This is a genomic window from Flavobacterium laiguense (assembly GCF_003097655.1).
GTDB lineage: Bacteria > Bacteroidota > Bacteroidia > Flavobacteriales > Flavobacteriaceae > Flavobacterium > Flavobacterium laiguense.
The window spans coordinates 63,649-89,351 of sequence record NZ_QCZH01000004.1 but is presented as its reverse complement, the minus strand read 5'-3'; the positions used below and the strand labels follow the sequence as shown (position 1 = coordinate 89,351).

Sequence of the window (25,703 nt, the reverse complement as noted above, 5' to 3'; positions counted from 1 at the left end):
TCAAAATCATTATTTAGATTTAATATAAATTATAATTAAGATTATTTTAAGTTTTTGTGAATAGTTCTTAAGTCGTATTTTTGTCGAAATTTTTAAATAAAGATTCGTTGTTATTTGACATTTATGTAAAATAAGCGAGTAAGTTTTTAGTAGATAATCATTATACTATATGGAAAAGGTGGGTAACCATAATTCGATTTCAAGGAAATTAATTTTAAGCTTAGCTTTAATGTTGAGTATTTCCTTAACTTCATTTGCGCAAGATGCAGCTCCTGTTGCTGATGCTTCAACTTCAGCGGCTCCTGCGGCTGCTACTGGTGGCGATGCGGCAAAGGGTAAAGAACTTTTTAATGCAAATTGTGCTGCGTGTCACAAGCTTGATGCTAAATCTACAGGTCCTGCTTTAAGGGATGTGGCTTCTAGAAGAGAAGTGGGTTGGTTGTACAAGTGGATACATAATAGTTCTGATTTGATTAAATCTGGTGATGCAGATGCTGTCAAAGTTTTTGAAGAAAACAACAAAATTCCAATGACTGCTTTTCCTCAGTTGTCAGAAGGGGATATTGATAATATTATAGCGTATACTTCTGAGCCAAAAGCTGAAGCGCCTGCTGCTGTTGTTGGAGCTGCGCCTGTTGCTGGAGCTGAAGATCAAGGTACTGGAATTTCTAATAATGTTATTTTAGGTGCTTTGTCATTAGTGATGGCAATACTTATTGTAATGTTAGTTTTGGTTAATAGGGTTTTAAGAAAAGTTGCTGCTGCAAATGGTATCGAAGTTGCTTCAAAAGAGCCTTCATTGCCTGTTTGGAAAGCATTTGTTAGAAATCAATTTTTGGTTTTAGTAACTGCAATATTTTTGTTGTTGTCTGGCGCTTATTTTGTGTATGGTTTCTTTATGCAAGTAGGGGTAGATCAAAACTATCAGCCAATTCAGCCAATACATTATTCACATAAGATTCATGCTGGAGATAATGAAATCAATTGTAAATATTGTCACTCTGCGGCACGTGTAAGTAAAACTGCTGGAATTCCTTCTTTGAATGTTTGTATGAACTGTCATAAAAGTATTTCTGAAGTTGCAGAAACTACAGCTACACCAGAATACAGTAAAGCTTTTTACGACGCTCAAATCCAAAAATTATACAAAGCTGTGGGTTGGGATGCTACTTCGCAATCGTACACAGGGAAAACAGAGCCTGTAAAATGGGTTCGTATTCATAATCTGCCTGATTTTGTTTACTTTAATCACTCGCAACACGTTACTGTTGCTGGTATTGAATGTCAAACCTGTCACGGTCCTGTTCAAGAATTTGAAATTATGAAGCAATTCTCTCCTTTAACAATGGGTTGGTGTATTGAATGCCATAGAAAAACCGATGTTAAAATGGAAGGAAATGAATACTATACTAAAATTCATGCTGAACTTTCTAAAAAGTATGGTGTAGATAAATTGACTGCCGCTCAAATGGGAGGTTTAGAATGTGGTAAATGCCATTACTAGAAATTTTAGGTTCCAATTTTTAAGTTTTCTGTAAACTTAAAACTTGAAGCAAAAAACTTGAAACAAAAAATAATAATTAAGATTAATATTTATATATAATATGTCATCAAACAAAAAATACTGGAAAAGTGTTGAAGAGCTAGACGGAAATAGTTCTATTGTTGAGGCGCTTAGAAATAACGAATTTGTTGAAGAAATTCCTACTGATGAATTTTTAGGAAATGAAGCAGCTTTGTCTTCTTCTTCAACTACGCGTCGTGACTTTTTAAAGTACGTTGGTTTTAGTACAGCGGCAGCATCTCTTGCTGCTTGTGAAGGTCCCGTGCATTTGTCAATTCCTTACGTGTTACAACCTGAGCAAATTATTCCTGGAGTAGCAGATTATTATGCAACTTCTGTTTTTGATGGTTTTGATTTTGCTAACCTTTTGGTGAAAACTCGTGAAGGTAGACCAATCAAAATTGATAATAACACTATCGCTGGAGCTAAATTTACTGCGAACGCTAGAATTCATGCTTCTATATTGTCATTATATGATAGCATGCGTTTGAAAGAACCTAAAGTAGATGCTAAAGATTCTTCTTGGTCAGCGGTTGATTCAAAAATAAAATCTAGTATTGTTGACGCTAAAGCAAAAGGAGGTCAAGTTGTATTCTTGACAAACACATTGGCAAGTCCATCTACTGAAAAGTTGATTGCTGATTTTATTGCTAAAAATCCTAATGCTAAACATGTAATATATGATGCTGTTTCTTCTTCGGAAGCTTTAGATGCATTTGAAACTGTTTATGGTGAAAGAGCTTTAGTGGATTATGATTTTTCAAAAGCTTCTTTAATTGTTTCTGTAGGAGCTGACTTCCTGGGAGATTGGCAAGGTGGATCATACGATACAGGATATGCCCAAGGTAGAATTCCGAAAAACGGAAAAATGTCTCGTCATTTTCAATTAGAAGCGAATATGACTTTATCTGGTGCTGCTGCCGATAAGCGTGTTGCGATGTCAACTGCGAATCAAAAACAAGCATTAGTTGTTATTTATAATATTATTACTGGATCATCAGTTGCAACTAATTTAGATGCAGCTTATAAGGCAGAAGTTACTAAAGCAGCTCAGCAATTAAAAGCAGCTGGTTCAAAAGGACTTCTTGTATCTGGTATTCAAGATAAAAATGCTCAATTATTAGTTTTGGCTATTAATCAAGTATTGGCTAGTGAAGCATTTAATACTTCAGGAACTAGACAAATCCGTAAAGGATCAAACGAAAAAGTAGCTCAATTATTGAAAGACATGAACGCAGGAAGTGTTCATACTTTAATAATGAGTGGTGTTAATCCAGTTTATACTTTGGCAGATAGTAAATCATTTGTTGAAGGATTGAAAAAGGTTAAAACATCTGTTTCATTATCTTTAAAAGAAGATGAAACGGCTTCGTTAACTACAATTGCTGCTCCAGTTCCTCATTATTTAGAGGCTTGGGGAGATTTGACTTTAACAAAAGGAACGTATAGTATTACTCAACCAACTATTCGTCCATTATTCAATACAAAACAATTTCAAGATATTTTATTGTCTATAAACGGTATTCCAGGTGCTTACTATGATTACTTGAAAGGGTATTCAGCTTCAGTTATTGCTGGTTCTTCTTGGAATAAAGTTTTGCACGATGGAGTTTATGTAGGTGTTATACCTGCGGCTCCAGCCGGTACTGCTGATTATAGCGCTGCCGCAAATGCTTTGGCGCAATCAAAACCTGCTGCTGGTCTTGAATTGGTATTGTATACTAAAACAGGAATGGGAGATGGTCAACAAGCCAACAATCCATGGTTGCAAGAGTTCCCAGATCCATTAACGAGAGTATCTTGGGATAACTATGTTACTGTTTCAAATGCAGACGCTAAAAAATTAGGACTTTCAAATGAGATTGTTGCTGATGGTGGTTTGAATGGTAGTTATGCTACGCTTACCGCTAATGGTGTTAAATTTGAGAAAGTGCCTGTTATTGTACAACCAGGTCAAGCTGTTGGAACTGTTGGTATGGCTCTTGGTTACGGTCGTAAAGCAGCTTTGAAAGAAGAAATGCAAGTAGGTATTAATGCTTATGCCTTATATAATGGTTTTAATAATGTACAATCTATTACATTAGTAAAAGCTGACGGAGTACATGAATTTGCTTGTGTTCAAGGTCAAAAAACATTGATGGGTAGAGGGGATATTATCAAAGAAACTTCTTTAGAAATATTCAATACCAAAGATGCTGAAATTTGGAATGAACAGCCAAAGGTTTCTTTGGATCATAAAGAAGTTGATGCTACATCAGTAGATTTATGGGGTTCATTTGATCGTTCTACAGGACATCATTTTAATCTTTCTATCGATTTAAATGCTTGTACAGGATGCGGTGCTTGTGTAATAGCTTGTCACGCTGAAAATAACGTTCCAGTTGTTGGTAAAGATGAAGTGAGAAAAAGTAGAGATATGCACTGGTTGCGTATTGATAGATACTATTCTTCTGAAAGTACTTTTGAAGGGGACAATGAAAGAAAAGAGAATATCGCAGGTTTGTCTAGTTCATTATCTACATTTAATGAAATGGAAAAAGCGGGAGATAATCCACAGGTTTCTTTCCAACCAGTAATGTGTCAACACTGTAATCATGCTCCTTGTGAGACTGTTTGTCCAGTTGCTGCAACATCACACGGTCGTCAAGGTCAAAATCAAATGGCTTATAACAGATGTGTTGGTACTCGTTACTGCGCTAATAACTGTCCTTATAAAGTACGTCGTTTTAACTGGTTTTTATACAACAAAAACAGCGAATTCGATTATCATATGAATGATGATTTAGGACGTATGGTTTTAAATCCAGACGTAAACGTTCGTTCTCGTGGAGTAATGGAAAAATGTTCAATGTGTATTCAAATGACACAAGCGACAATTTTGAAAGCTAAAAACGAAGGAAGAGCAATAAAAGACGGAGAATTCCAAACTGCTTGTTCAAATGCTTGTTCTACTGGAGCAATGGTGTTTGGAGATGTAAATGATAAAGAAGCTGTAGTTGCAAAACTTGCAGAAGACGAAAGAAGTTATCATTTATTGGAGCATGTTGGTACAAAACCAAATGTTGTATACCACGTTAAAGTTAGAAATACCTAGTACAAAAATTATTAATTAAGAATCAAATAAAGGATTATGTCGTCTCACTACGAAGCAGCCATTAGAAAACCCTTAGTTATTGGTGATAAATCTTATCACGATATAACTGTAGACGTAGCCGCACCTATTGAAGGTAAAGCAAATAAACAATGGTGGATTGTGTTTTCAATCGCATTAACCGCTTTCCTTTGGGGAATGGGGTGTATTATTTACACTGTATCTACCGGTATTGGAACTTGGGGATTAAATAAAACAGTTGGTTGGGCTTGGGATATTACTAACTTCGTTTGGTGGGTTGGTATTGGTCACGCAGGAACACTTATCTCTGCGGTGCTATTATTATTCCGTCAACGATGGAGAATGGCCATTAACCGTTCTGCGGAGGCAATGACAATTTTCTCTGTAATACAAGCAGGTTTATTTCCAATTATACACATGGGGCGTCCATGGTTAGCATACTGGGTATTACCAATTCCAAATCAGTTTGGGTCATTATGGGTAAACTTTAACTCTCCTTTACTTTGGGACGTGTTTGCAATTTCAACGTATCTTTCGGTTTCATTGGTTTTCTGGTGGACTGGTTTATTGCCTGATTTTGCTATGTTACGTGATAGAGCTATTACTCCTTTTAATAAAAGAGTCTATTCTATATTAAGTTTTGGATGGAGCGGTAGAGCTAAAGATTGGCAACGTTTTGAAGAAGTTTCATTAGTTCTTGCTGGTTTGGCAACTCCTCTTGTACTTTCTGTGCATACTATTGTATCGATGGACTTTGCTACCTCTGTTATACCAGGATGGCATACTACGATTTTCCCTCCATACTTTGTTGCTGGAGCGGTATTCTCTGGATTTGCAATGGTGAACACCTTGCTTATCATTATGAGAAAAGTTTCTAATCTTGAAGCATACATTACGGTTCAACATATTGAATTGATGAACATTGTAATTATGATTACAGGTTCGATTGTAGGTGTTGCTTATATTACTGAGTTATTCATCGCATGGTATTCAGGTGTTGAATACGAACAATATGCATTTTTAAATAGAGCTACCGGACCTTACTGGTGGGCTTATTGGGCAATGATGTCTTGTAACGTATTCTCTCCACAATTCATGTGGTTCAAAAAATTAAGAACTAGTATTATGTTTTCTTTTATCATTTCAATTGTTGTAAACATTGGAATGTGGTTTGAGAGATTTGTAATTATCGTAACTTCTTTACATAGAGATTATTTACCATCTTCATGGACAATGTTCTCCCCTACATTTGTAGATATTGGAATTTTTATCGGAACAATAGGTTTCTTCTTTGTACTTTTCTTATTGTATGCTAGAACATTCCCTGTTATTGCACAAGCCGAGGTAAAAACAATATTGAAAGCTACTGGAGAACGTTATATTAAAGAAAGAGAAGCTAATAAAAATTCACATCATGAGTAATAAAGTTATATACGCCATTTATAATGACGATGATATTTTGATGGATGCCGTAAAAAAAACACGTGCAGCTCATCATCATATTGAAGAAGTTTTTACCCCTTTTCCAGTTCACGGATTGGATAAAGCAATGGGACTTGCACCAACACGATTAGCAATTTGCGCTTTTATATATGGTTTGTGTGGTTTATCTTTTGGAACTTGGATGATGAATTTTATTATGATTCAAGATTGGCCTCAAGATATTGGTGGTAAACCAAGTTTCAGTTATATTGATAATATGCCAGCTTTTGTGCCTATTATGTTTGAAGAAACAGTATTTTTTGCAGCTCACTTAATGGTAATCACTTTTTATATGAGAAGTAGATTATGGCCTTTTAAAGAAGCTGAAAATCCTGATGTGAGAACAACAGATGACCATTTCTTGATGGAAGTAGCTGTTAATAACAATGAAGAAGAATTGATTTCTTTTTTTGAGGGTACAGGTGCAGTAGAAGTTAAAGTAATCGATAAGCATTAATTGTAGATATGAAAAGTTTATATAAAATAACACTTATATTTGGTTTAATGATTTTAGTTGCTTCATGTCATAATGATGCCAACCCAAATTATCAATATTTTCCAAATATGTATGAAGCCGTAAGTGCTGAAACGTATGCAACCGCACCAGTTGATGTATTTAAAAACGGTAATGAAGCTCAACTTCCTGCTGCAGGATCAATAAATAGAGGTTTTGAACCTTTTGACTATGCAAATACGCCTGAAGGTTATGCATTAGCTAAGGCTAATTTAATTTCTCCTTTAACAGTTGAAGAGAAAAATTCAGAAAAAGGAAAAGAACTTTATGAAATTTACTGCATCAGCTGCCATGGAGGTAGTGGTGATGGTAATGGAAAATTAGTTGAAAGAGAAAAATTTCTTGGTGTTCCTAATTACAAAGACAGAGAAATTACTGAAGGAAGTATTTTTTATGTTGAAACGTATGGTTTAAATGCTATGGGATCACATGCTAATCAAATGAGTACTCACGAACGTTGGTTAGTTGCTGACTATGTTCTTAAACTAAAAGCACAATAATAATTGTTGAACAAACTGATCGTAATAGATATGTATACATTTTCAAGTAAATTAAAAACTTTTTCTTTTGTCTTAATGGCTGTTGGTCTTTTAGGAATAGGATATGGTTTTTGGACTGCACCGAAAGATATTCAAGAAGTAGAAGCACTTCTTGCTGCAGACTCACATGGAGGACATGGTGAAGCTAAACATGAAGCAGCTGCACCTGCTCATGATTCTGAAACTACTCATGAAGTAGCTTCTGCTGAGCATGCTAAAGTAGCAACAGATAAACATGATGTTAAAGAAGATTCTGAACATAAGGAACATTTAGAGCATGTATTTCACCAATTAAGTAATAAACCTTGGGCAGCATTATACGTAGCTTGTATTTTCTTTATGCTTCTTTCGATGGGTACCCTAGTATTTTATGCTATTCAACAAGTAGCTCAAGCTGGTTGGTCTCCAGTTCTTTTCAGAGTGATGCAAGGAATTACATCTTACTTGCCTGTAGGTTCTGTAATTTTCTTTATATTTTTGGTTCTTTGTGGATTACACTTTAACCATTTATTTATATGGTTAGATCCTGAAGTTGTTGCACATGATAAAATTATTGCTAATAAAGCAGGATATTTAAACTTTCCTTTCTGGATTGTAAGAGCTGTTATATTTTTGTTAGGATGGAATGCATATCGTTATTTCTCTAGAAAAAATTGTTTAGCTCAAGATGAGTCAGATGATAATAGTTTTTACAAAAAGAATTTTAACATATCTGCTATGTTTCTAGTTTTCTTTATTGTTACTGAATCTATTATGTCTTGGGATTGGATTATGTCAATTGACCCTCACTGGTCTAGTACTTTATTTGGATGGTATGTTTTCGCTAGTTTCTTTGTAAGTGGTATTACTACCATTGCCATGGTTACTGTATATTTGAAATCTAGAGGATATTTAGAAAATGTAAATACAAGTCATATTCATGATTTAGCTAAATTTATGTTTGGTATTAGTGTTTTTTGGACTTATTTATGGTTCTCTCAATTCATGTTAATATGGTATGCTAACATTCCTGAAGAGATTACTTATTTTATTACTAGAATTCAAGTTTATAATTTACCGTTTTTTGGTGCTGTTGTTATGAATTTCTTGTTTCCTATATTAATTTTAATAAATACTGATTTCAAACGAATCACTTGGATTTTAGTTATGGCTGGTGTTTCTATTTTATTGGGTCATTATATTGACTTTTTTAATATGATTATGCCTGGTACGGTTGGAGGCAGTTGGTTTATTGGGATTTCAGAAATTGCATCGGTTTTATTCTTTCTTGGATTATTTATTTTTGTTGTCTTCTCAGCATTAACTAAAGTTCCTTTGTTGCCAAAAAGAAATCCATATATAGAAGAGAGTAAGCATTTTCATTATTAATATTTAAAGAGAAAAACAGATGACAAGTTTGTTGATAATTATAGTTTTAGTTTTATTGGCTGTTGCTTTATGGCAATTGACGAAGATTTTCGATCTAACGCAAGTAGGATCGACTTCGGACGATTCTCAAGTTGCAACCGATGATGATAATAATGTGCAAGGGTATTTGATGTTTGGTTTTTTAGCCTTCATTTATATTTTTACAATTTATGGTGTATTTGCTTGGGGGCCTTTGGTTCTACATACGCCAGCTTCAGAACATGGTTCGCTTATTGATAGTCTAATGAATATCACATGGGTGTTAATATTTATAGTTCAGGCTGTAACTCAAGTTTTGTTGCATTATTTTTCTTTTAAATACAGAGGTAGAAAAGATCAAAAGGCATTGTATTTTGCTGACAACAATAAATTAGAAGCAATTTGGAGTATTATTCCTGCTGTGGTTTTGGCTGGTTTGATTCTTTATGGTCTTTATGCTTGGACAAACATCATGTTTGTTGACGAAGATGAAGATACAATTGTAGTTGAATTATATGCACAACAGTTTAAATGGACGGCAAGATATGCTGGTGCAGATAATGTTTTAGGTAAAGCAAATGTGAGATTGATTGAAGGAGTTAATACTTTAGGGGTTGATTTGTCAGATCCTTATGCTCAAGATGACATCATAGTTTCTGAATTGCATATACCAAAAGGAAAAAAAGTACATTTCAAAATGCGTTCTCAAGATGTTTTGCACTCTGCTTATTTTCCACATTTTAGAGCACAAATGAATTGTGTTCCAGGTATGGTTACTGAGTTTGCTTTTACACCAATTTATACTACTGAAGAATATCAAGCTATGCCTTATATGATTGACAAAGTAGCTAATATAAATGCTTTAAGAGCTAAGAAAAGTATAGAGCTTGTTGCTAAAGGGGAAACTGCTTTAGATCCATATACTTTTGATTACTTATTATTATGTAATAAAATTTGTGGTGCATCTCATTATAACATGCAAATGAAAGTTATAGTTGACACACCTGAGGATTATAAAAAATGGCTGAGTGATAAAGCAACCTTGGTTAGCGAAGTAAAAGCTGCAAATGCTACTCAGGAACCTGTTGAAGGAGGAGTTAAATCGGATTCAACTCAATCAAAAGATACTGTAGCTGTTGATAAAATAGCGATGAAATAATTATTAAGAAAATTTAAAGTATAAATATATGTCAGCAGAAGGTCACGATCACGGACAGGATCACGAACACGAACACCACCATAAAGACACTTTCATTACTAAATATATTTTTAGTATTGATCATAAAATGATTGCCAAACAATACCTTATTACTGGTATTATTATGGGAGTGATTGGTGTAACTATGTCTTTGCTTTTTAGAATGCAATTGGCTTGGCCAGAAGAGTCTTTCAAGATTTTCAATATATTACTAGGAGATAAATGGGCTCCAGACGGTGTAATGACTAATGACATTTATTTGTCTTTAGTTACCATACACGGTACCATAATGGTATTCTTTGTGTTAACCGCAGGATTAAGTGGGACCTTTAGTAATTTATTAATACCACTTCAAATTGGAGCTCGAGATATGGCTTCCGGTTTTATGAATATGATCTCTTATTGGTTATTCTTCTTATCAAGTGTAATCATGATTTGTTCTTTGTTTATTGAATCTGGACCTGCGAATGCTGGTTGGACAATTTACCCTCCTTTGAGTGCTTTGCCACAATCTATTTCTGGTTCTGGACTTGGAATGACATTATGGTTGGTTTCTATGGCTATATTTATTGCTTCTTCTTTAATGGGATCTCTAAATTATGTAGTAACGGTTATTAACCTTAGAACTAAAGGAATGTCAATGACAAGATTGCCACTTACTATTTGGGCGTTTTTTGTTACAGCAATAATCGGGATAGTTTCTTTTCCAGTTTTATTATCTGCAGCTTTATTGTTGATTTTTGATAGAAGTTTTGGTACTTCTTTCTTCTTATCTGACATTTATCTTGCTGGTGAAGTTCTTCATTACCAAGGAGGTTCTCCTGTATTGTTTGAGCACTTATTTTGGTTTTTAGGACACCCTGAAGTGTATATTGTAATCTTACCTGCATTGGGGATTACTTCTGAAATTATTGCTACAAACTCTCGTAAACCGATTTTTGGATATAGAGCGATGATTATGTCAATTATTGCAATTGCATTTTTATCTACGATTGTTTGGGGACACCATATGTTTATATCAGGAATGAATCCTTTCTTAGGATCAGTATTTACATTTACAACATTGTTGATTGCGATTCCATCTGCTGTAAAAGCATTTAACTATATCACAACTCTTTGGAAAGGAAATCTTCAATTGAACCCAGCTATGTTGTTTTCAATTGGTTTGGTTTCTACTTTCATCACAGGAGGTTTGACAGGGATTATTCTTGGAGACAGTACTTTGGATATTAATGTTCATGATACTTATTTCGTTGTGGCTCACTTTCACTTGGTAATGGGTATTTCTGCTCTTTACGGGATGTTTGCTGGAGTTTATCACTGGTTCCCAAGAATGTTTGGTAGAATGTTGAACAAAAACTTAGGATACGTACACTTTTGGGTAACGGCAATCTGTGCTTATGGGGTATTTTTTCCAATGCATTTTATCGGATTAGCGGGTTTACCAAGACGTTATTATACCAACACAAACTTTCCATTGTTTGACGATTTACAAAATGTAAATGTATTGATTACAACATTCGCTTTAATTGGTGGTGTTTTTCAATTAGTGTTTTTGTATAATTTCTTTAGTAGTATTTTCTACGGTAAAAAATCGGTTCAGAATCCATGGAAATCGAATACCCTAGAATGGACTGCACCTGTGGAGCATATTCACGGAAACTGGCCTGGAGAAATTCCTCACGTACACCGTTGGCCTTATGATTACAGTAATCCTGCTCACGAAGAGGATTTTGTACCTCAAACGGTTCCAATGAAAGAAGGAGAAGTAGTTTTACATCACTAATATTTCAAAAATTATATAAATGCCTTTCTTTACGGAAAGGCATTTTTTCTTTCACTAAGCTTTGTCAATCCCGATAGCTGTCGGGATAAACTTTGACAAAGCTTTACTTCTTTTCTTATCTTTACACCTATGAATGAAAACTTAGATCCAACCAATACTAACTTCAGCTCTGAAGAACTCGATATAGAAAAAAGATTAAGACCCTTGTCTTTTGATGATTTTGCAGGACAAGATCAGGTTTTGGAAAATCTTAAGGTTTTTGTTGCAGCCGCCAATCAGCGTAACGAAGCTTTGGATCATACCCTTTTTCACGGTCCTCCGGGACTGGGAAAAACTACTTTGGCAAACATTTTGGCAAATGAACTGCAAGTGGGCATCAAAATAACTTCGGGTCCTGTATTGGACAAACCTGGGGATCTTGCAGGATTGCTTACCAATCTCGAAGAAAGAGACGTTTTGTTTATAGACGAAATCCATCGTTTAAGCCCAATAGTCGAGGAGTATTTGTATTCGGCAATGGAGGATTTCAAGATAGACATCATGATTGAATCTGGGCCGAATGCCAGAACGGTTCAAATCAATCTTAATCCGTTTACGCTTATTGGAGCCACCACACGCTCAGGGTTGTTGACAGCTCCTATGCGGGCCCGTTTTGGGATTTCATCACGATTACAATATTATACCACCGAACTTTTGACATCGATTGTGGAACGTAGCGCTTCTATTTTTAAAATGCCTATTTCCATGGAAGCGGCTATTGAAATTGCGGGTAGAAGCAGAGGGACTCCTCGTATCGCCAATGCGTTACTGCGTCGTGTGCGTGATTTCGCACAAATAAAAGGGAATGGAACAATTGACATTGAGATTGCTCGATATGCTCTGAAAGCATTGAATGTTGATGCGCATGGACTCGATGAGATGGATAATAAGATATTGAATACCATTATAGATAAATTTAAAGGAGGGCCGGTTGGTCTTTCTACATTGGCAACAGCCGTATCCGAAAGTAGCGAAACTATCGAAGAGGTCTATGAGCCTTTCTTGATTCAAGAAGGTTTTATTATGAGAACTCCCAGAGGACGTGAAGTAACCGATAAAGCGTATAAGCATTTAGGGAAAATTAAAACAAATATTCAAGGAGGTTTGTTCTAATTGTAAGGAGCTATTCCTGCTGTTCACTATATCTTTTCCTACTTAAAGAGAGCAGGAAAAGGATGTTGTTCCCATCAGGTCTATGGTATTTGCAGAGACTAAGTTCAATTTCTTTAAATTAGAAGTGATAAATAATAAGTTCAAATACACCCAATTCATCAAATCCGAAGCCAAGCGCCTCGGGTTTTTATCTTGTGGTATATCTAAAGCAGGATTTCTAGAGCAAGAAGCACCACGTTTAGAAAGCTGGTTAAACCAAAATTATAATGGTCAAATGACCTATATGGAGAATCATTTTGATAAACGTTTAGATCCTACTTTATTAGTTGTTGATGCCAAAAGTGTGGTTTCCCTTTTGTTGAATTATTATCCTTCGGAGACACAGAATCCGGATTCCTATAAAATTTCAAAATACGCCTACGGTCAAGACTATCATTTTGTAATCAAAGATAAACTGAAAGAATTACTTTTTTCTATTCAGTCTGCAATTGGAGATGTTACGGGTAGAGCTTTTGTTGATTCGGCACCTGTTCTTGATAGAGCTTGGGCCGCCAAAAGCGGTTTGGGTTGGATTGGCAAAAGTGGTAACTTACTCACCCAAAAAGTAGGCTCCTTTTATTTTATAGCCGAACTCATTATAGATTTAGATCTGGAATACGATACGGCTGTTACAGATCATTGTGGTACGTGTACCGCATGTATTGATGCCTGTCCTACAGAGGCAATTGTTGCTCCCTATGTAGTAAACGGGAGTAAATGTATTTCTTATTTTACAATCGAACTTAAAGAAAACATTCCTGTAGAAATGAAAGGAAAGTTTGAAGATTGGGCTTTTGGATGTGATATTTGCCAGGATGTTTGTCCTTGGAATCGTTTTTCGAAACCACACAATGAACCCTTGTTTAATCCCAATCCGGAATTGCTTTCCATGTCTAAAAAAGATTGGGAGGAGATTACCCAAGAAACGTTCAATATTGTATTTAAAAACTCTCCACTCAAGAGGGCCAAGTTTTCAGGCATTAAAAGCAATATTATTTTTTTGAATGATTAATATGTGTCAAATTTGATATTTATTGCTTTCTAAATGAGTAAAATTTCAAAGAATAAGAGTTAGGTCTGTCTATTAGTTATCTTTTTTTTGACTATTACATTTTTTTCATTTGTGCCAAAGGCTAATCATTCTTCACAAATTGCGAACAGCAGAGTTGCTACAAAATAATTTTTATTTTTATTTTTTATGTGTTATTTTTTTTTAACTTTAACTTCTATAAAATAAATTATTATGACTGTAAATCAGATACTAAGCGTAAAAGGAAGGGAAGTTTATTCGATACCTTCTTCAATAACCGTATTCGAAGCTTTGAGAATAATGGGGGAAAAAAATATTGGAGCAGTTCTAGTTATTGAAGAAACTGTTTTAAAAGGAATTTTATCGGAGAGGGATTACGCCCGAAAAATTATTTTAAAGGACAAATCTTCAAAGAAAACATTAGTGGGTGATATTATGGAGACAGAAGTTGTGACTGTAAAGCCAACGGATGATTTAGAATATTGTATGGAATTAATGACTGGAAAAAGGATAAGACATTTACCGGTTTCAGAAAATAATGTGGTTATTGGGATTATTTCTATAGGGGATGTTGTAAAAGCGATAATAGAACTTCAAAAAAGTACCATTCAATACTTAGATTCCTATATCAGTGGAAGCAAGGCATAAAAAAAAATTTTTTCAAGAAAGAATAGTTGCATTTTCATGTGGCTATTTTTTTTTGGGACATAAACTGTCCTAATTTTATATAAAAGAATTATATAAAAGCTTCCGTTTTAATGGAAGTCCTTATCTTTGCGGATTGAAAAAAAAACTAAAATAATGGACAAAAATAATAAAAGAAGAGAGGCGTTACTGTATCACGCTAAACCAACTCCAGGTAAGATTCAAGTAGTCCCAACCAAAAAATATGCTACTCAAAGAGATTTGTCTTTAGCCTATTCTCCGGGTGTTGCTGAACCTTGTTTGGAAATTGCAAAAGATGTAAATAATGTTTATAAATATACTGCCAAAGGAAATTTAGTAGCTGTAATTACAAATGGAACAGCTGTTTTGGGACTTGGGGATATTGGTCCCGAAGCCTCAAAACCAGTAATGGAAGGTAAAGGATTGCTGTTTAAAATTTTTGCCGACATTGATGTATTTGATATTGAAATCGGAACTAAAGATATAGAAGAGTTTATCCAGACCGTAAAGAATATTGCGCCAACATTTGGCGGAATCAATCTGGAAGACATAAAAGCACCAGAATCTTTTGAAATCGAACGCAGATTGGTCGAAGAGCTTGATATTCCGGTGATGCATGATGATCAACACGGAACCGCAATTATTTCTTCGGCAGCTTTAATAAATGCATTAGAGTTGGCTGAAAAAAAAGCCGAAGAAGTGAAAATGGTAGTGTCTGGAGCGGGATCTGCAGCTTTGGCCTGTGCCAATTTATATGTTTTGTTAGGGGTGAAATTAGAGAATATATTGATGTTTAATAGTAAAGGACTTTTAACAAAAAATAATCCTTCCTTATCTGAGTTACAACAAAAGTACGCCAGAGACATTGAACCAATATCTCTTGAAGAAGCTTTAATGGGGGCAGATCTTTTTCTGGGATTGTCTTCCGGTAATATCATGACTCCAAAAATGTTGCTGGGAATGGCCGAAAACCCAATTGTTTTTGCAATGGCAAATCCAGATCCAGAAATAGATTATAACCTAGCCATTGCCACCCGTAAAGATGTAATTATGGCGACTGGCCGTTCCGATTTTCCTAACCAAGTAAACAATGTTCTTGGGTTTCCCTATATTTTTAGAGGAGCATTAGATGTTCGAGCCACCAAAATAAACGAGGCTATGAAAATGGCCGCTGTACATGCATTGGCCGCTTTAGCAAAAGAATCGGTGCCGGAGCAAGTGAATATTGCTTATGGAGCCACTAAATTGGTTTTTGGAAGAGAATATATTATTCCTTCTCCATTTGATCCTAGATTGATAACTGTTGTTGCGCCTGCTGTTGCAAAAGCGGCAATGGATTCTGGAGTTGCCCTTAACCCAATTACAGATTGGAATAAGTATGAGGAAGAGCTTTTGAACCGTTTGGGGAATGACAATAAAATGGTTCGTTTGCTAACCAATAGAGCCAAAACAGATCCTAAAAGAATTGTTTTTGCAGAAGCGGATCAACTTGATGTTCTAAAAGCAGCTCAAATTGTTTCTGAAGAAGGTATTGGTTTTCCTATTTTATTAGGAAACAAAGAGATTATTTTGGAATTAAAAGAAGAGCTTGGTTTCTATGCCGATGTTCAGATCATTGACCCAAAATTGGACGAAGAGCAAGAAAGAAGAGATCGATTTGCCAATGCATTATGGGAATCTAGAAAACGAAATGGAGTTTCATTGTTTGATGCTCAAAAGTTTATGCGAGAAAGAAACTATTTCGCAGCCATGATGGTCAATTCTGGTGAAGCAGATGGTTTGGTTTCTGGGCATTCTCGAAGCTATCCATCTGTAGTGAAGCCGATGTTGCAACTTGTGGGGAAAGCTCCAAATGCTTCCTTAGTGGCCACTACAAATATAATGATGACCGGTCGGGGTCCTATGTTTTTGTCGGATACAGCGATAAACGTAAATCCAACGGCAGAGGACTTGGCTAAAATAGCCGTAATGACTGCCAAAACTGCCAAAATGTTTGGTGTAGATCCTGTTGTTGCAATGATTTCATATTCAAATTTTGGTTCATCTGTAAATGAAAGTGCTTCTAAAGTAAGAGAAGCCGTGGCTTATTTACATAAAAATCATCCAGATATTGTTGTTGATGGTGAAGTCCAAGCTGATTTTGCTTTAAATCCTGAAATGTTAACCGCAAAGTTTCCTTTCTCTAAATTGGCTGGGAAAAAAGTTAATATTTTAATTTTTCCGAATTTAGAATCGGCTAATATTACCTATAAACTCTTGAAAGAGCTGAATAAAGTAGGTTCTATAGGACCTATCATGATGGGAATGAAAAGCCCGGTTCATATTTTTCAATTGGGAGCAAGTGTTGAAGAAATGGTGAATATGGCTGCTGTAGCAGTAATTGATGCACAAGAAAAAAGTAAAAAAACAAAATAAAATAGAATACAAAATATAAGAATGATTTAATTTGAGATTTTAAGATGCAGAATGAGTTTTATTAGGTTTTATCTTTTAGATTCAAATCATAAATTTCATACAGTTTTCTTTTAATCTCAAATTTTATTACATTTGAACAGATATTTTATTTATGATAGCACATTTACAGGGAAAATTAGTGGAGAAATCACCTACAGAAGTCATAATTGACTGTGGAGGAGTTGGTTATCATGTAAATATATCATTGCATACGTATTCGTTAATTCCCAATGCAGATTTTGTTAAATTGTACACCTATCTTCAAATAAAGGAGGATGCACATACATTGTTTGGTTTTGTAGAGAAATCCGAAAGAGAAATTTTTAAAATGTTATTGTCTGTTTCAGGTATTGGAGCCAGTATAGCACGAACCATGCTTTCTTCTTTAGATCCAAAACAAATCATTAATGCAATAGCATCAGGTGATGTGGTAACCATTCAAACTATAAAAGGAATTGGGAGCAAAACTGCACAAAGAGTAATACTTGATTTGAAAGAGAAAGTGTTAAAATTATACGATTTAGATGATGTTTCAATGACTCAAAGCAATACAAATAAAGATGAAGCGTTATCTGCTCTAGAAGTCCTTGGATTTGTTAGAAAAACTTCTGAAAAAATAATTGAAAAAATTGTTAAAGAAGATCCAGAAGCTACTGTCGAATCTATAATTAAAAAAGCTTTAAAAAACTTATAACGTACATAAGAAGCCTAATTGATATGCATAAAATTCATGTTTTTTTGCTGGTCTTATTTTGCGGTTTTGTATCGCAGGCTCAAGTGCAACAAGTTGTTCAAGATACTGTTAAAAAAGGGTATGATGTAGGGGAGATTCAAATTAAAGACCCTCAAAGCATTCTTTCGGCCTATACCTATGATCCCGTTACAAATACCTATATTTATACCAATTCTATTGATGGATTTAATATCAATTACCCTATAGTTTTATCTCCTGCAGAGTATGAAAAATTAATTTTGAAAGAATCAATGAGTGATTATTTCAAGAAAAAGGCAGATGCGATAGATGGTAAAAAGGAGGGGAGTGAAGCTGCAAAAAAAGATTTATTACCCAGATATTATATTAAATCAGGACTTTTTGAGTCTATTTTCGGAAGTAATACAATAGATGTTAAACCTACCGGATCCGTAGAAATTGATTTAGGTATATTGTATACCAAACAAGATAATCCCGCTTTTTCAACTAGAAATAGATCCAATACCTCTTTTGATTTTAATCAAAGGATTAGCATGAGTTTGATGGGGAAAATTGGAACCCGACTTCAGGTGAATGCCAATTTTGATACCCAATCTACTTTTGCATTTCAAAACTTATTCAAACTAGAATATACCCCCGCAGATGATGATATTGTCCGAAAAATTGAAGTAGGTAACATAAGTATGCCTTTAAACAGTACTTTGATTGTAGGCGCCCAAAGCTTATTTGGTGTAAAAACCGAGTTACAATTTGGAAAAACAACCATTACAGGTGTCTTTTCTGAACAGAAATCCCAAGCCAAAAAGGTGGTGGCACAAGGAGGCGGTACAATTCAGGAATTTGAAATGTATGGGGCGGATTATGATAATGACAGGCACTACTTTTTGTCTCAATATTTTAGAGACAAATACGATAGTTCGATGAAAAGTTATCCTTTTATTGACAGTAGGGTTCAGATTTCAAGATTGGAGGTTTGGATAACTAATAAACAAAACCGCGTCAATGCGACCAGTAATAATTTAAGAAATATAATAGCGCTTCAGGATTTGGGAGAATCCCAACTGTCAAATTTTCCAGATGATACAGATATAGTAGTGTTAAATCCGCCAACAGGGATGTTTACGAGTCCTCCAGACACTCCTTCGGATAATGCGAATAATCGTTATAACCCCGCTTGGATCGGGAAACCCGAAGGATTGTTAACTACGGATATTCGAGAAATTGTTACGGCAAGTTCAGGATTTAAATCAACTGTTAGTGAGGGGCAAGATTACTCTAAGTTAGAAAATGCAAGGAAATTATTGCCTAATGAATATACGTTTAATGCCCAATTAGGATATATTTCATTGCAACAACGACTTGGGAATGATGAAATATTAGCTGTGGCTTATCAATATTCAATTGGAGACAAAGTATATCAAGTGGGTGAATTTGGTAATGATGGAGTAGATCCTACTATAGTTACGGGTACCCAACCTTCCAATCAAACGATTGTGACTCAAACTTTGATGTTGAAGATGTTGAAAAGTAGTTTGACAAATGTTTCGAATCCAGTTTGGAATTTGATGATGAAAAATATTTATCAAATTCAAGGGGCTTATCAATTAGTGCAAGATGATTTTAGGTTTAATATTCTTTATAAAAATCCATCTCCCCTAAATTATATTACCCCTGTAGATGGAAGTCCATTTCCGCCAAATCCTACTCCAGATAATACGGTAGAAAACACGACTTTATTAAAAGTGTTAAACGTAGATAGATTGAATTTTAATAATGATCCACAAGTGGGTGGTGATGGTTTCTTTGATTTTGTCCCTGGATTAACGGTAGATACTCAAAATGGAAGATTGATCTTTACTTCTAAAGAACCTTTTGGGGAATTAATGTTTTCTAAATTAAAAAACCCAAATTCTTTAGAAGACTATAAGGATGTGACCACTTATAATCCCAATCAGAAGAAATATGTGAACCCTAATATGTATAGGAACACACAAGCTGCCGCTTCTCAAAATCCGGAGTTGAATAAATTTCTATTAAGAGGAAAGTACAAATCGACAGGAGGAGATGGAATTCCAATCGGTGCTTATAATGTGCCCTTAGGATCTGTTAGAGTTACTGCCGCAGGAAGAATATTGGTCGAAGGTATAGATTACAGCGTGAATTATCAACTGGGAAGAGTTCAAATTCTTGATCCTTCTCTCCAAGCTTCCAATACTCCAATAGAAATTTCTTTAGAAAACAATTCTACTTTTGGCCAGCAAACGAGAAGGTTTATAGGTGTAAATGTAGACCACTTAATAAACGAAAATTTTATGGTTGGGGGAACTTTCTTAAATATGAGAGAAAAACCCTTTACCCAAAAAACGAGTTACGGTCAGGAATCTGTAGATAACAGTATTTTTGGATTGCATGGAAATTATTCATCTCCTGTTCCTTTTTTCACCCGTTTGGTCAATAAGTTACCCAATATAGACACGGATGTCCCTTCGAATATCTCCGTAAGTGGTGAGATTGCTTATTTGCTGCCTAATGCATCAAAAGGGGATCAGTTTGAAGGGCAGGCTACTATATATGTTGATGATTTTGAAAGTTCTCAGTCATCAATAGACTTGCGTTCTCCATATGCTTGGAGTTTGTCGTCAACGCCAACCAATGAAAATGCTCAGAAACCAACAGCTTATGACTTTAATGCTACTGCCACTGATTTGAGCTATGGATTTAAAAGATCGAAATTATCTTGGTATTCTATTGATCCCGTTTTTTATACGTCTAAACCATCGGGAATATCAAATGATGATTTGTCATTGAATACCACAAGAAGAGTGTATAGCGAAGAGTTATATCCTTTAACGGATATTGTGCAGGGACAATCCTTGGTGGTGAATACTTTGGATTTGAGTTATTATCCTTCTGATAGAGGACCCTATAATAACGGATTGAATGTTGGAAGTACGCCTAGAGATAATTTTGGGGGAATTATGAGATCATTAAGTTCTACCAATTTTGAACAAAGTAACGTAGAATATATTCAGTTTTGGGTAATGGATCCTTATGTTGGAGAAGGAAGTGTACCAGGGACAAATTCAGGAAAAATCTATTTTAATCTTGGTGAAATTTCGGAAGATGTTTTGAAAGACGGCAGAAAATTGTATGAAAATGGACTTGGCCCTGATCAAGTTTTGGTCAATCCGCCAGAAGTTTGGGGTAATGTGCCTGCGTCTCAATCCTTAATTTATGCTTTTGATAATAATCAAGGAAATAGAGTCAATCAAGATGTTGGTTTAGACGGTGTTGCATCGGCTGGTGAAGGAGCGTTTTATGGTAATTATGCAGCTGAACCAGATCCAGCTGGAGATAATTACACCTATTATTTGAACAGCACGGGAAGTGTTATTGATCGTTATAAAAATTACAACGGAGTTGATGGGAATTCAGCAGTCGATATAAATTCAGCCAATAGAGGGTCTTCAACAGTTCCCGATGTGGAAGATATCAATAGGGACAATACCATGAATACCATCAATGCTTATTATGAATATAGTATTGATATGAAGCCCGATATGACCGTTGGGCAAAATTTCATTTCGGATATTAGGAATACGCAAGTAACATTGGCAAATGGTAATTCAACAGAAGCAAGATGGATTCAATTTAAAATTCCGGTAAAACAATATGAAAATAAAATAGGGAGTATCTCGGATTTTAATTCAATTCGTTTTATGAGAATGTTCTTGACTAATTTTACGGATAAAGTTACGCTGCGTTTTGGAGCTTTAGATTTAATTAGAGGGGAGTGGAGGTTATATGATAAGGAATTATCAGAAAATGGAATAATAGATCCTAATCCATCGACGGCTTTTGGAACTGCTGCTGTGAATATTGAAGAAAATTCTAATAGATGTCCAATAAACTATGTAAGTCCGCCGAGCGTTGTAAGGGAGCAATTGTATAATAATAATACGGTAATCAATCAAGATGAGCAGTCCCTATCGATGAAGGCATCAGGGAAAGGACTTGAACCCTTGCATGGAAGAGGTGCCTACAAAAGTTTTAATGTAGACATGCGTCAATATAAAGCATTAAAAATGTTCGTTCACGCAGAATCCTTACCCGATGAAATAGAATTACTAGACGGCCAAATGGTTGCTTTTATTCGTTTTGGAAGTGATTATTCGGATGATTTTTACCAAATAGAAATTCCTTTAAAAGTGACACTTCCCGGTGCCAAAATTGGAGGAGTTTGTACTCCTGTAAGTCCCGAATTAGTTTGGCCGAGTGAAAATGAAATTGATCTTTCGTTAAGCTTGTTGACGAAATTAAAATTGGAAGCGTTAAAAATAGATCAGAGCACTCTTCCCGATGGAATTTATTACCAAACAGAAGGGGAGTTAAATCCTGATCTAGCCGGTAAAGGAAATATGCTGCGATTGGGGATAAAAGGAAATCCTAATATGGGAATGGTCCGAACTATTATGATGGGTATAAAAAGTAATGAAACCCATCAAGATATTAAAGGAGAGGTATGGTTTGATGAACTTCGCTTGGCCGATATGGATAATAAAGGTGGTATGGCAGCTTTACTGAATGTAGACACCAATTTTGCAGATTTAGGAACGCTGTCTTTTACTGGAAATATGAAAAATTACGGTTTTGGAGGGTTAGAACAAGGTCCTAACGAACGAAGTAGAGAAGATTTACAACAGTATAATATTGTTACCAATATTAATTTAGGTAAATTTTTGCCCAAAAAATGGATGCTTAATTTGCCTTTTAACTATTCTATTGGGGAATCCATTATTACTCCAGAATACGACCCTTTTTATGAGGATATAAAATTGGATCAAGTCTTGGATGAAGCCGACAGTGATGAAGAAAGGAAAAGTAAATTAACGCAAGCGATAGATTATACCAAACGTAAAAGCATTAACTTAATTGGTGTTCGAAAAGAAAGAGGTTTGGAGCAAAAACCAAGGGTGTACGATCCGGAAAATTTCACTTTTTCGCAATATTACAATGAAGTAGAGCGTCATGATTTTGAAGTTGAAAAGAACTTAGACCAACAATCTAGAACAGCGGTAGATTATGCTTTTACTTTTCAACCAAAAGAGATAGTGCCTTTTCAGAAAACGAAGTTCATGAAAAAAAGCTCCTATTGGAAGTTTTTAAGTGATTTTAATTTTAATTATTTGCCTTCTAATATTACATTTAATACTAATGTTGTGAGGCAAAACAATTTGCAGCAATTTAGACAAATAGAAGATATTGGAATTGGATTCGACCCTTTGTATAGAAGGAATTTCGGTTTCAATTATCAATATGGTTTTAATTATAACTTGACCAAATCATTAAAAATTAATTATACCGCTTCATCACGAAATATTGTAAAAAGCTACCTGGATGAAAATGATGTGCCTTTAGAGGATTTCACTATTTGGGATAGTTATTTAGATACGGGAACAGCGAATAATCACATGCAACAGTTTGTTTTGAATTATGATATTCCATTATATAAAATTCCCGCTCTTGGTTTTGTAAAAGCCAGTTACTCTTATACGGGAGATTATAGTTGGCAACAAGCCTCTACTGCAATGAGTGATGTCAAGATTGGAGATATGCGTTATAATTTAGGGAACACGGTGCAAAATGCTAAATCAACCAATTTGAATGGGACTTTTAATATGGAGACTTTCTATAAATATATAGGCATATCTAAGGACTCAAGAAAAACAAATGTTGCTAAACCAGCTCCGCCAAAACCAGGAGAAAAAGTGGCGAAAACGGATGTCCTCAAAAATATAAATAGAAGTCTATTCTTAGATGGATTGTATGGGGTTCTAACGAGTGTAAAAAATGTACAGCTTAGCTTTACTGAAAACAAAGGAACCGTTTTGCCTGGTTTTCTTCCGGGTGTTGGTTTTTTTGGATCTAAAAAACCTACCTTAGGATTTGTTTTCGGAAGTCAAAACGACGTAAGATATGAAGCCGCAAAAAACGGATGGTTAACCAATTACGAAGAGTTTAATCAAAATTTCACTCAAGTAAATAGTCAAATTTTTAAAGGTTCTGCCAATGTAGAGTTGACTCCTGATTTTAAAATAGATTTCTTGGCGGATCGCGCTTATTCTGAAAATTTTTCAGAACAGTATGATGTTAAAGATGGTGTGTACAATCCTAGATCACCGTATAGTTTTGGTGTTTTTTCGATTTCAACAGTGTTAATTAAAACTTCCTTTTCTAGCAGTGATGAAAATAGATCTAGTGCTTTTGAGGATTTTAAGAGCAATAGGCTAACCATTGCCAATCGATTGGCGGCTCAAAAAGGAATCGATTTAAATAATCCTGCGAATATTGGTGCCGATGGTTATCCGAAAGGATACAACGGTTCAAATCAAGCGGTATTGTTGCCCTCCTTTTTAGCAGCCTATACCGGAAGTAATGCTGATGGTGTTTCGCTTGATGTTTTCAGGAGTTTCCCAATTCCCAACTGGGCCATTAAATACAATGGATTAATGCGTTACACTTTTTTCAAGAAAAGATTCAAACGTTTTTCTTTGCAACAAAATTATAGGGCTTCTTATACGGTAAATTCTTTTCGATCTAATTTTAATTATACCAAAGATCCTAACGGAAAAGATGATAGTGGCAATTATTTCAATTCTACAATAATGTCGAACGTTACATTAGTGGAACAATTCAATCCTCTTGTGAGAGTTGATTTTGAGCTTAAAAATTCATTTAAATTGTTGACTCAGATTAACAAAGATAGAGCGCTATCGATGAGTTTTGATAATAATTTATTGACCGAAGTTCAAGGATTAGAATATGTGGTCGGTTTGGGGTATCGAATAAAAGATGTCGTTTTTTCTTCTAGATTAGCCGATAATCCTACAGGTGTTATTAAGAGTGATATTAATATAAAAGCGGATTTAACCTTTAGGGACAATCAAACGATTGTTCGTTATTTGGATTACGTCAACAATCAGTTGGCGGCTGGTCAAAACATTTGGACTTTGAATCTTACAGCCGATTATTCGCTAAGTAAAAATTTGACGATTATATTCTATTACAATCATTCTTTTTCTAAACCGGTTATTTCTACGTCATTTCCGCTTACCAACATTCGTTCCGGATTTACGTTACGTTACAGTTTTGGAAATTAATTTTAAAAATCTAAACAAGATTTGATTATAAGATTGCTACATTTGTAAAAAAAACAATTATTAATTATTCAATTATTATTTTATGAGCATACCAGCAAATTTAAAGTACACAAAGGATCATGAATGGGTTAGTATAGAAGGTGATGTCGCTACGGTGGGAATCACACATTTTGCACAAAAAGAATTAGGAGATATCGTATATGTTGAAGTAGAAACATTAGACCAAACTTTAGACAAAGATGAGGTTTTTGGTACGGTTGAAGCTGTAAAAACAGTTTCGGATTTGTTCCTTCCGTTGTCTGGAGAAATCATTGCTTTTAATGATGCTTTAGAAGCTAATCCTGAAAGTGTAAACGCAGATCCTTATGGAGCTGGATGGATGATTAAAATAAAAATTTCAAACTTGGCAGAAGTTGAGGAATTGCTTTCAAGTGAATCTTACAAAGAGCTTATTGGTGCCTAAATATCTATTGTTTGTAATAGCTTTATTTTGGACCGGAATTGTAGCTTATTTTTGCTTAGTTGAATCTAGCGAAATTCCAACTATTAATATACCCGATTTGGATAAATGTGTTCATACTTTTTTCCATTTTGTATTTACGTTAGTTTGGTTTTTGTTCTTAAGAAAACAATTGCAACGAAATAATGTTATAAGGCCGTTGTTTTATTCTTTTCTATTGTCCTTATTTTTTGGCGTAGGAATAGAATTTATGCAACAGCTATACACAACAACTAGGGCAGGGGACTTTTTAGATTTTATAGCCAATGCAATTGGGGCGATATTGGCTCTTTTTACGGTTGTATTTTGTAATAGGTTTAATGTCTTAAACTCCATTTTAAAAAATTAATTCCACTTCGGTGGAATTTTTTTGTTAAAACCATTTGCTTAAATTATCAAGAGTAATTGTA

At 34.9% G+C, this 25,703-nt stretch carries 16 protein-coding genes; all 16 read left to right on the top strand.

Annotated elements, in window-relative coordinates; all coding sequences use genetic code 11:
• Window positions 1-169 precede the first annotated feature (169 nt).
• The 16 genes from DB891_RS05590 (at window position 170) to DB891_RS05515 (ending at window position 25,642) form a co-directional block, all read left to right on the top strand.
• On the top strand, window positions 170-1,504 hold the full coding sequence (locus DB891_RS05590) for a c-type cytochrome (protein WP_116761441.1): 1,335 nt from the start codon (window positions 170-172) through the stop codon (window positions 1,502-1,504).
• 100 nt (window positions 1,505-1,604) lie between these two features.
• Entirely contained in the window at window positions 1,605-4,658 is a 3,054-nt protein-coding gene (locus tag DB891_RS05585) for a TAT-variant-translocated molybdopterin oxidoreductase (protein ID WP_116761439.1), read from the top strand.
• A 36-nt stretch (window positions 4,659-4,694) separates the two neighbouring features.
• Complete coding sequence (gene nrfD, locus DB891_RS05580) at window positions 4,695-6,098, top strand: NrfD/PsrC family molybdoenzyme membrane anchor subunit (RefSeq protein WP_116761437.1); 1,404 nt, start codon at window positions 4,695-4,697, stop codon at window positions 6,096-6,098.
• On the top strand, window positions 6,091-6,615 hold the full coding sequence (locus tag DB891_RS05575; protein WP_116761434.1) for a DUF3341 domain-containing protein: 525 nt from the start codon (window positions 6,091-6,093) through the stop codon (window positions 6,613-6,615). The genes nrfD and DB891_RS05575 overlap by 8 nt, the downstream gene beginning before the upstream one ends.
• An 8-nt stretch (window positions 6,616-6,623) precedes the next feature.
• Complete coding sequence (locus tag DB891_RS05570; protein WP_116761432.1) at window positions 6,624-7,172, top strand: c-type cytochrome; 549 nt, start codon at window positions 6,624-6,626, stop codon at window positions 7,170-7,172.
• Window positions 7,173-7,202: 30 nt separating this feature from the next.
• Window positions 7,203-8,579 (top strand): cation-translocating P-type ATPase, encoded by a 1,377-nt coding sequence (locus DB891_RS05565; RefSeq protein ID WP_116761430.1) that lies wholly within the window; start codon window positions 7,203-7,205, stop codon window positions 8,577-8,579.
• A gap of 19 nt (window positions 8,580-8,598) precedes the next feature.
• Complete coding sequence (locus tag DB891_RS05560) at window positions 8,599-9,756, top strand: cytochrome c oxidase subunit II (RefSeq protein ID WP_116761427.1); 1,158 nt, start codon at window positions 8,599-8,601, stop codon at window positions 9,754-9,756.
• 28 nt (window positions 9,757-9,784) lie between these two features.
• Window positions 9,785-11,581, top strand: a complete 1,797-nt coding sequence (locus DB891_RS05555; protein WP_116761425.1) for a cytochrome c oxidase subunit I — start codon at window positions 9,785-9,787, stop codon at window positions 11,579-11,581.
• A 129-nt stretch (window positions 11,582-11,710) separates the two neighbouring features.
• On the top strand, window positions 11,711-12,733 hold the full coding sequence (gene ruvB, locus DB891_RS05550) for a Holliday junction branch migration DNA helicase RuvB (protein ID WP_116761423.1): 1,023 nt from the start codon (window positions 11,711-11,713) through the stop codon (window positions 12,731-12,733).
• A 124-nt stretch (window positions 12,734-12,857) separates the two neighbouring features.
• Window positions 12,858-13,784, top strand: coding sequence for a tRNA epoxyqueuosine(34) reductase QueG (gene queG / locus DB891_RS05545; protein WP_116761708.1), 927 nt, complete (start codon window positions 12,858-12,860; stop codon window positions 13,782-13,784).
• Between the two features lie 231 nt (window positions 13,785-14,015).
• Window positions 14,016-14,450: a CBS domain-containing protein gene (locus DB891_RS05540; RefSeq protein ID WP_116761421.1), complete on the top strand. Its 435-nt coding sequence runs from the start codon at window positions 14,016-14,018 to the stop codon at window positions 14,448-14,450.
• Window positions 14,451-14,603: 153 nt separating this feature from the next.
• A complete protein-coding gene (locus tag DB891_RS05535; protein WP_116761419.1) occupies window positions 14,604-16,883 on the top strand; it encodes an NADP-dependent malic enzyme in 2,280 nt (759 codons plus the stop codon).
• A gap of 151 nt (window positions 16,884-17,034) precedes the next feature.
• The gene (ruvA, locus tag DB891_RS05530) at window positions 17,035-17,616 is read left to right on the top strand and encodes a Holliday junction branch migration protein RuvA (RefSeq protein WP_116761417.1); all 582 of its coding nucleotides are present in this window, start codon (window positions 17,035-17,037) and stop codon (window positions 17,614-17,616) included.
• Window positions 17,617-17,639: 23 nt separating this feature from the next.
• A complete protein-coding gene (sov, locus tag DB891_RS05525) occupies window positions 17,640-24,794 on the top strand; it encodes a T9SS outer membrane translocon Sov/SprA (RefSeq protein WP_116761415.1) in 7,155 nt (2,384 codons plus the stop codon).
• A gap of 82 nt (window positions 24,795-24,876) precedes the next feature.
• On the top strand, window positions 24,877-25,257 hold the full coding sequence (gene gcvH / locus DB891_RS05520) for a glycine cleavage system protein GcvH (RefSeq protein ID WP_116761413.1): 381 nt from the start codon (window positions 24,877-24,879) through the stop codon (window positions 25,255-25,257).
• On the top strand, window positions 25,226-25,642 hold the full coding sequence (locus DB891_RS05515) for a VanZ family protein (protein WP_317045991.1): 417 nt from the start codon (window positions 25,226-25,228) through the stop codon (window positions 25,640-25,642). The genes gcvH and DB891_RS05515 overlap by 32 nt, the downstream gene beginning before the upstream one ends.
• Window positions 25,643-25,703: the final 61 nt, after the last annotated feature.

Excerpts from the sequence above, each read along its gene's own strand:
- DB891_RS05590 (WP_116761441.1), top strand. The coding sequence starts at position 170 with ATGGAAAAGGTGGGTAACCATAATTCGATTTCAAGGAAATTAATTTTA.
- DB891_RS05585 (WP_116761439.1), top strand. The coding sequence starts at position 1,605 with ATGTCATCAAACAAAAAATACTGGAAAAGTGTTGAAGAGCTAGACGGA.
- nrfD (WP_116761437.1), top strand. The coding sequence starts at position 4,695 with ATGTCGTCTCACTACGAAGCAGCCATTAGAAAACCCTTAGTTATTGGT.
- DB891_RS05575 (WP_116761434.1), top strand. The coding sequence starts at position 6,091 with ATGAGTAATAAAGTTATATACGCCATTTATAATGACGATGATATTTTG.
- DB891_RS05570 (WP_116761432.1), top strand. The coding sequence starts at position 6,624 with ATGAAAAGTTTATATAAAATAACACTTATATTTGGTTTAATGATTTTA.
- DB891_RS05565 (WP_116761430.1), top strand. The coding sequence starts at position 7,203 with ATGTATACATTTTCAAGTAAATTAAAAACTTTTTCTTTTGTCTTAATG.
- DB891_RS05560 (WP_116761427.1), top strand. The coding sequence starts at position 8,599 with ATGACAAGTTTGTTGATAATTATAGTTTTAGTTTTATTGGCTGTTGCT.
- DB891_RS05555 (WP_116761425.1), top strand. The coding sequence starts at position 9,785 with ATGTCAGCAGAAGGTCACGATCACGGACAGGATCACGAACACGAACAC.
- ruvB (WP_116761423.1), top strand. The coding sequence starts at position 11,711 with ATGAATGAAAACTTAGATCCAACCAATACTAACTTCAGCTCTGAAGAA.
- DB891_RS05540 (WP_116761421.1), top strand. The coding sequence starts at position 14,016 with ATGACTGTAAATCAGATACTAAGCGTAAAAGGAAGGGAAGTTTATTCG.
- DB891_RS05535 (WP_116761419.1), top strand. The coding sequence starts at position 14,604 with ATGGACAAAAATAATAAAAGAAGAGAGGCGTTACTGTATCACGCTAAA.
- ruvA (WP_116761417.1), top strand. The coding sequence starts at position 17,035 with ATGATAGCACATTTACAGGGAAAATTAGTGGAGAAATCACCTACAGAA.
- sov (WP_116761415.1), top strand. The coding sequence starts at position 17,640 with ATGCATAAAATTCATGTTTTTTTGCTGGTCTTATTTTGCGGTTTTGTA.
- gcvH (WP_116761413.1), top strand. The coding sequence starts at position 24,877 with ATGAGCATACCAGCAAATTTAAAGTACACAAAGGATCATGAATGGGTT.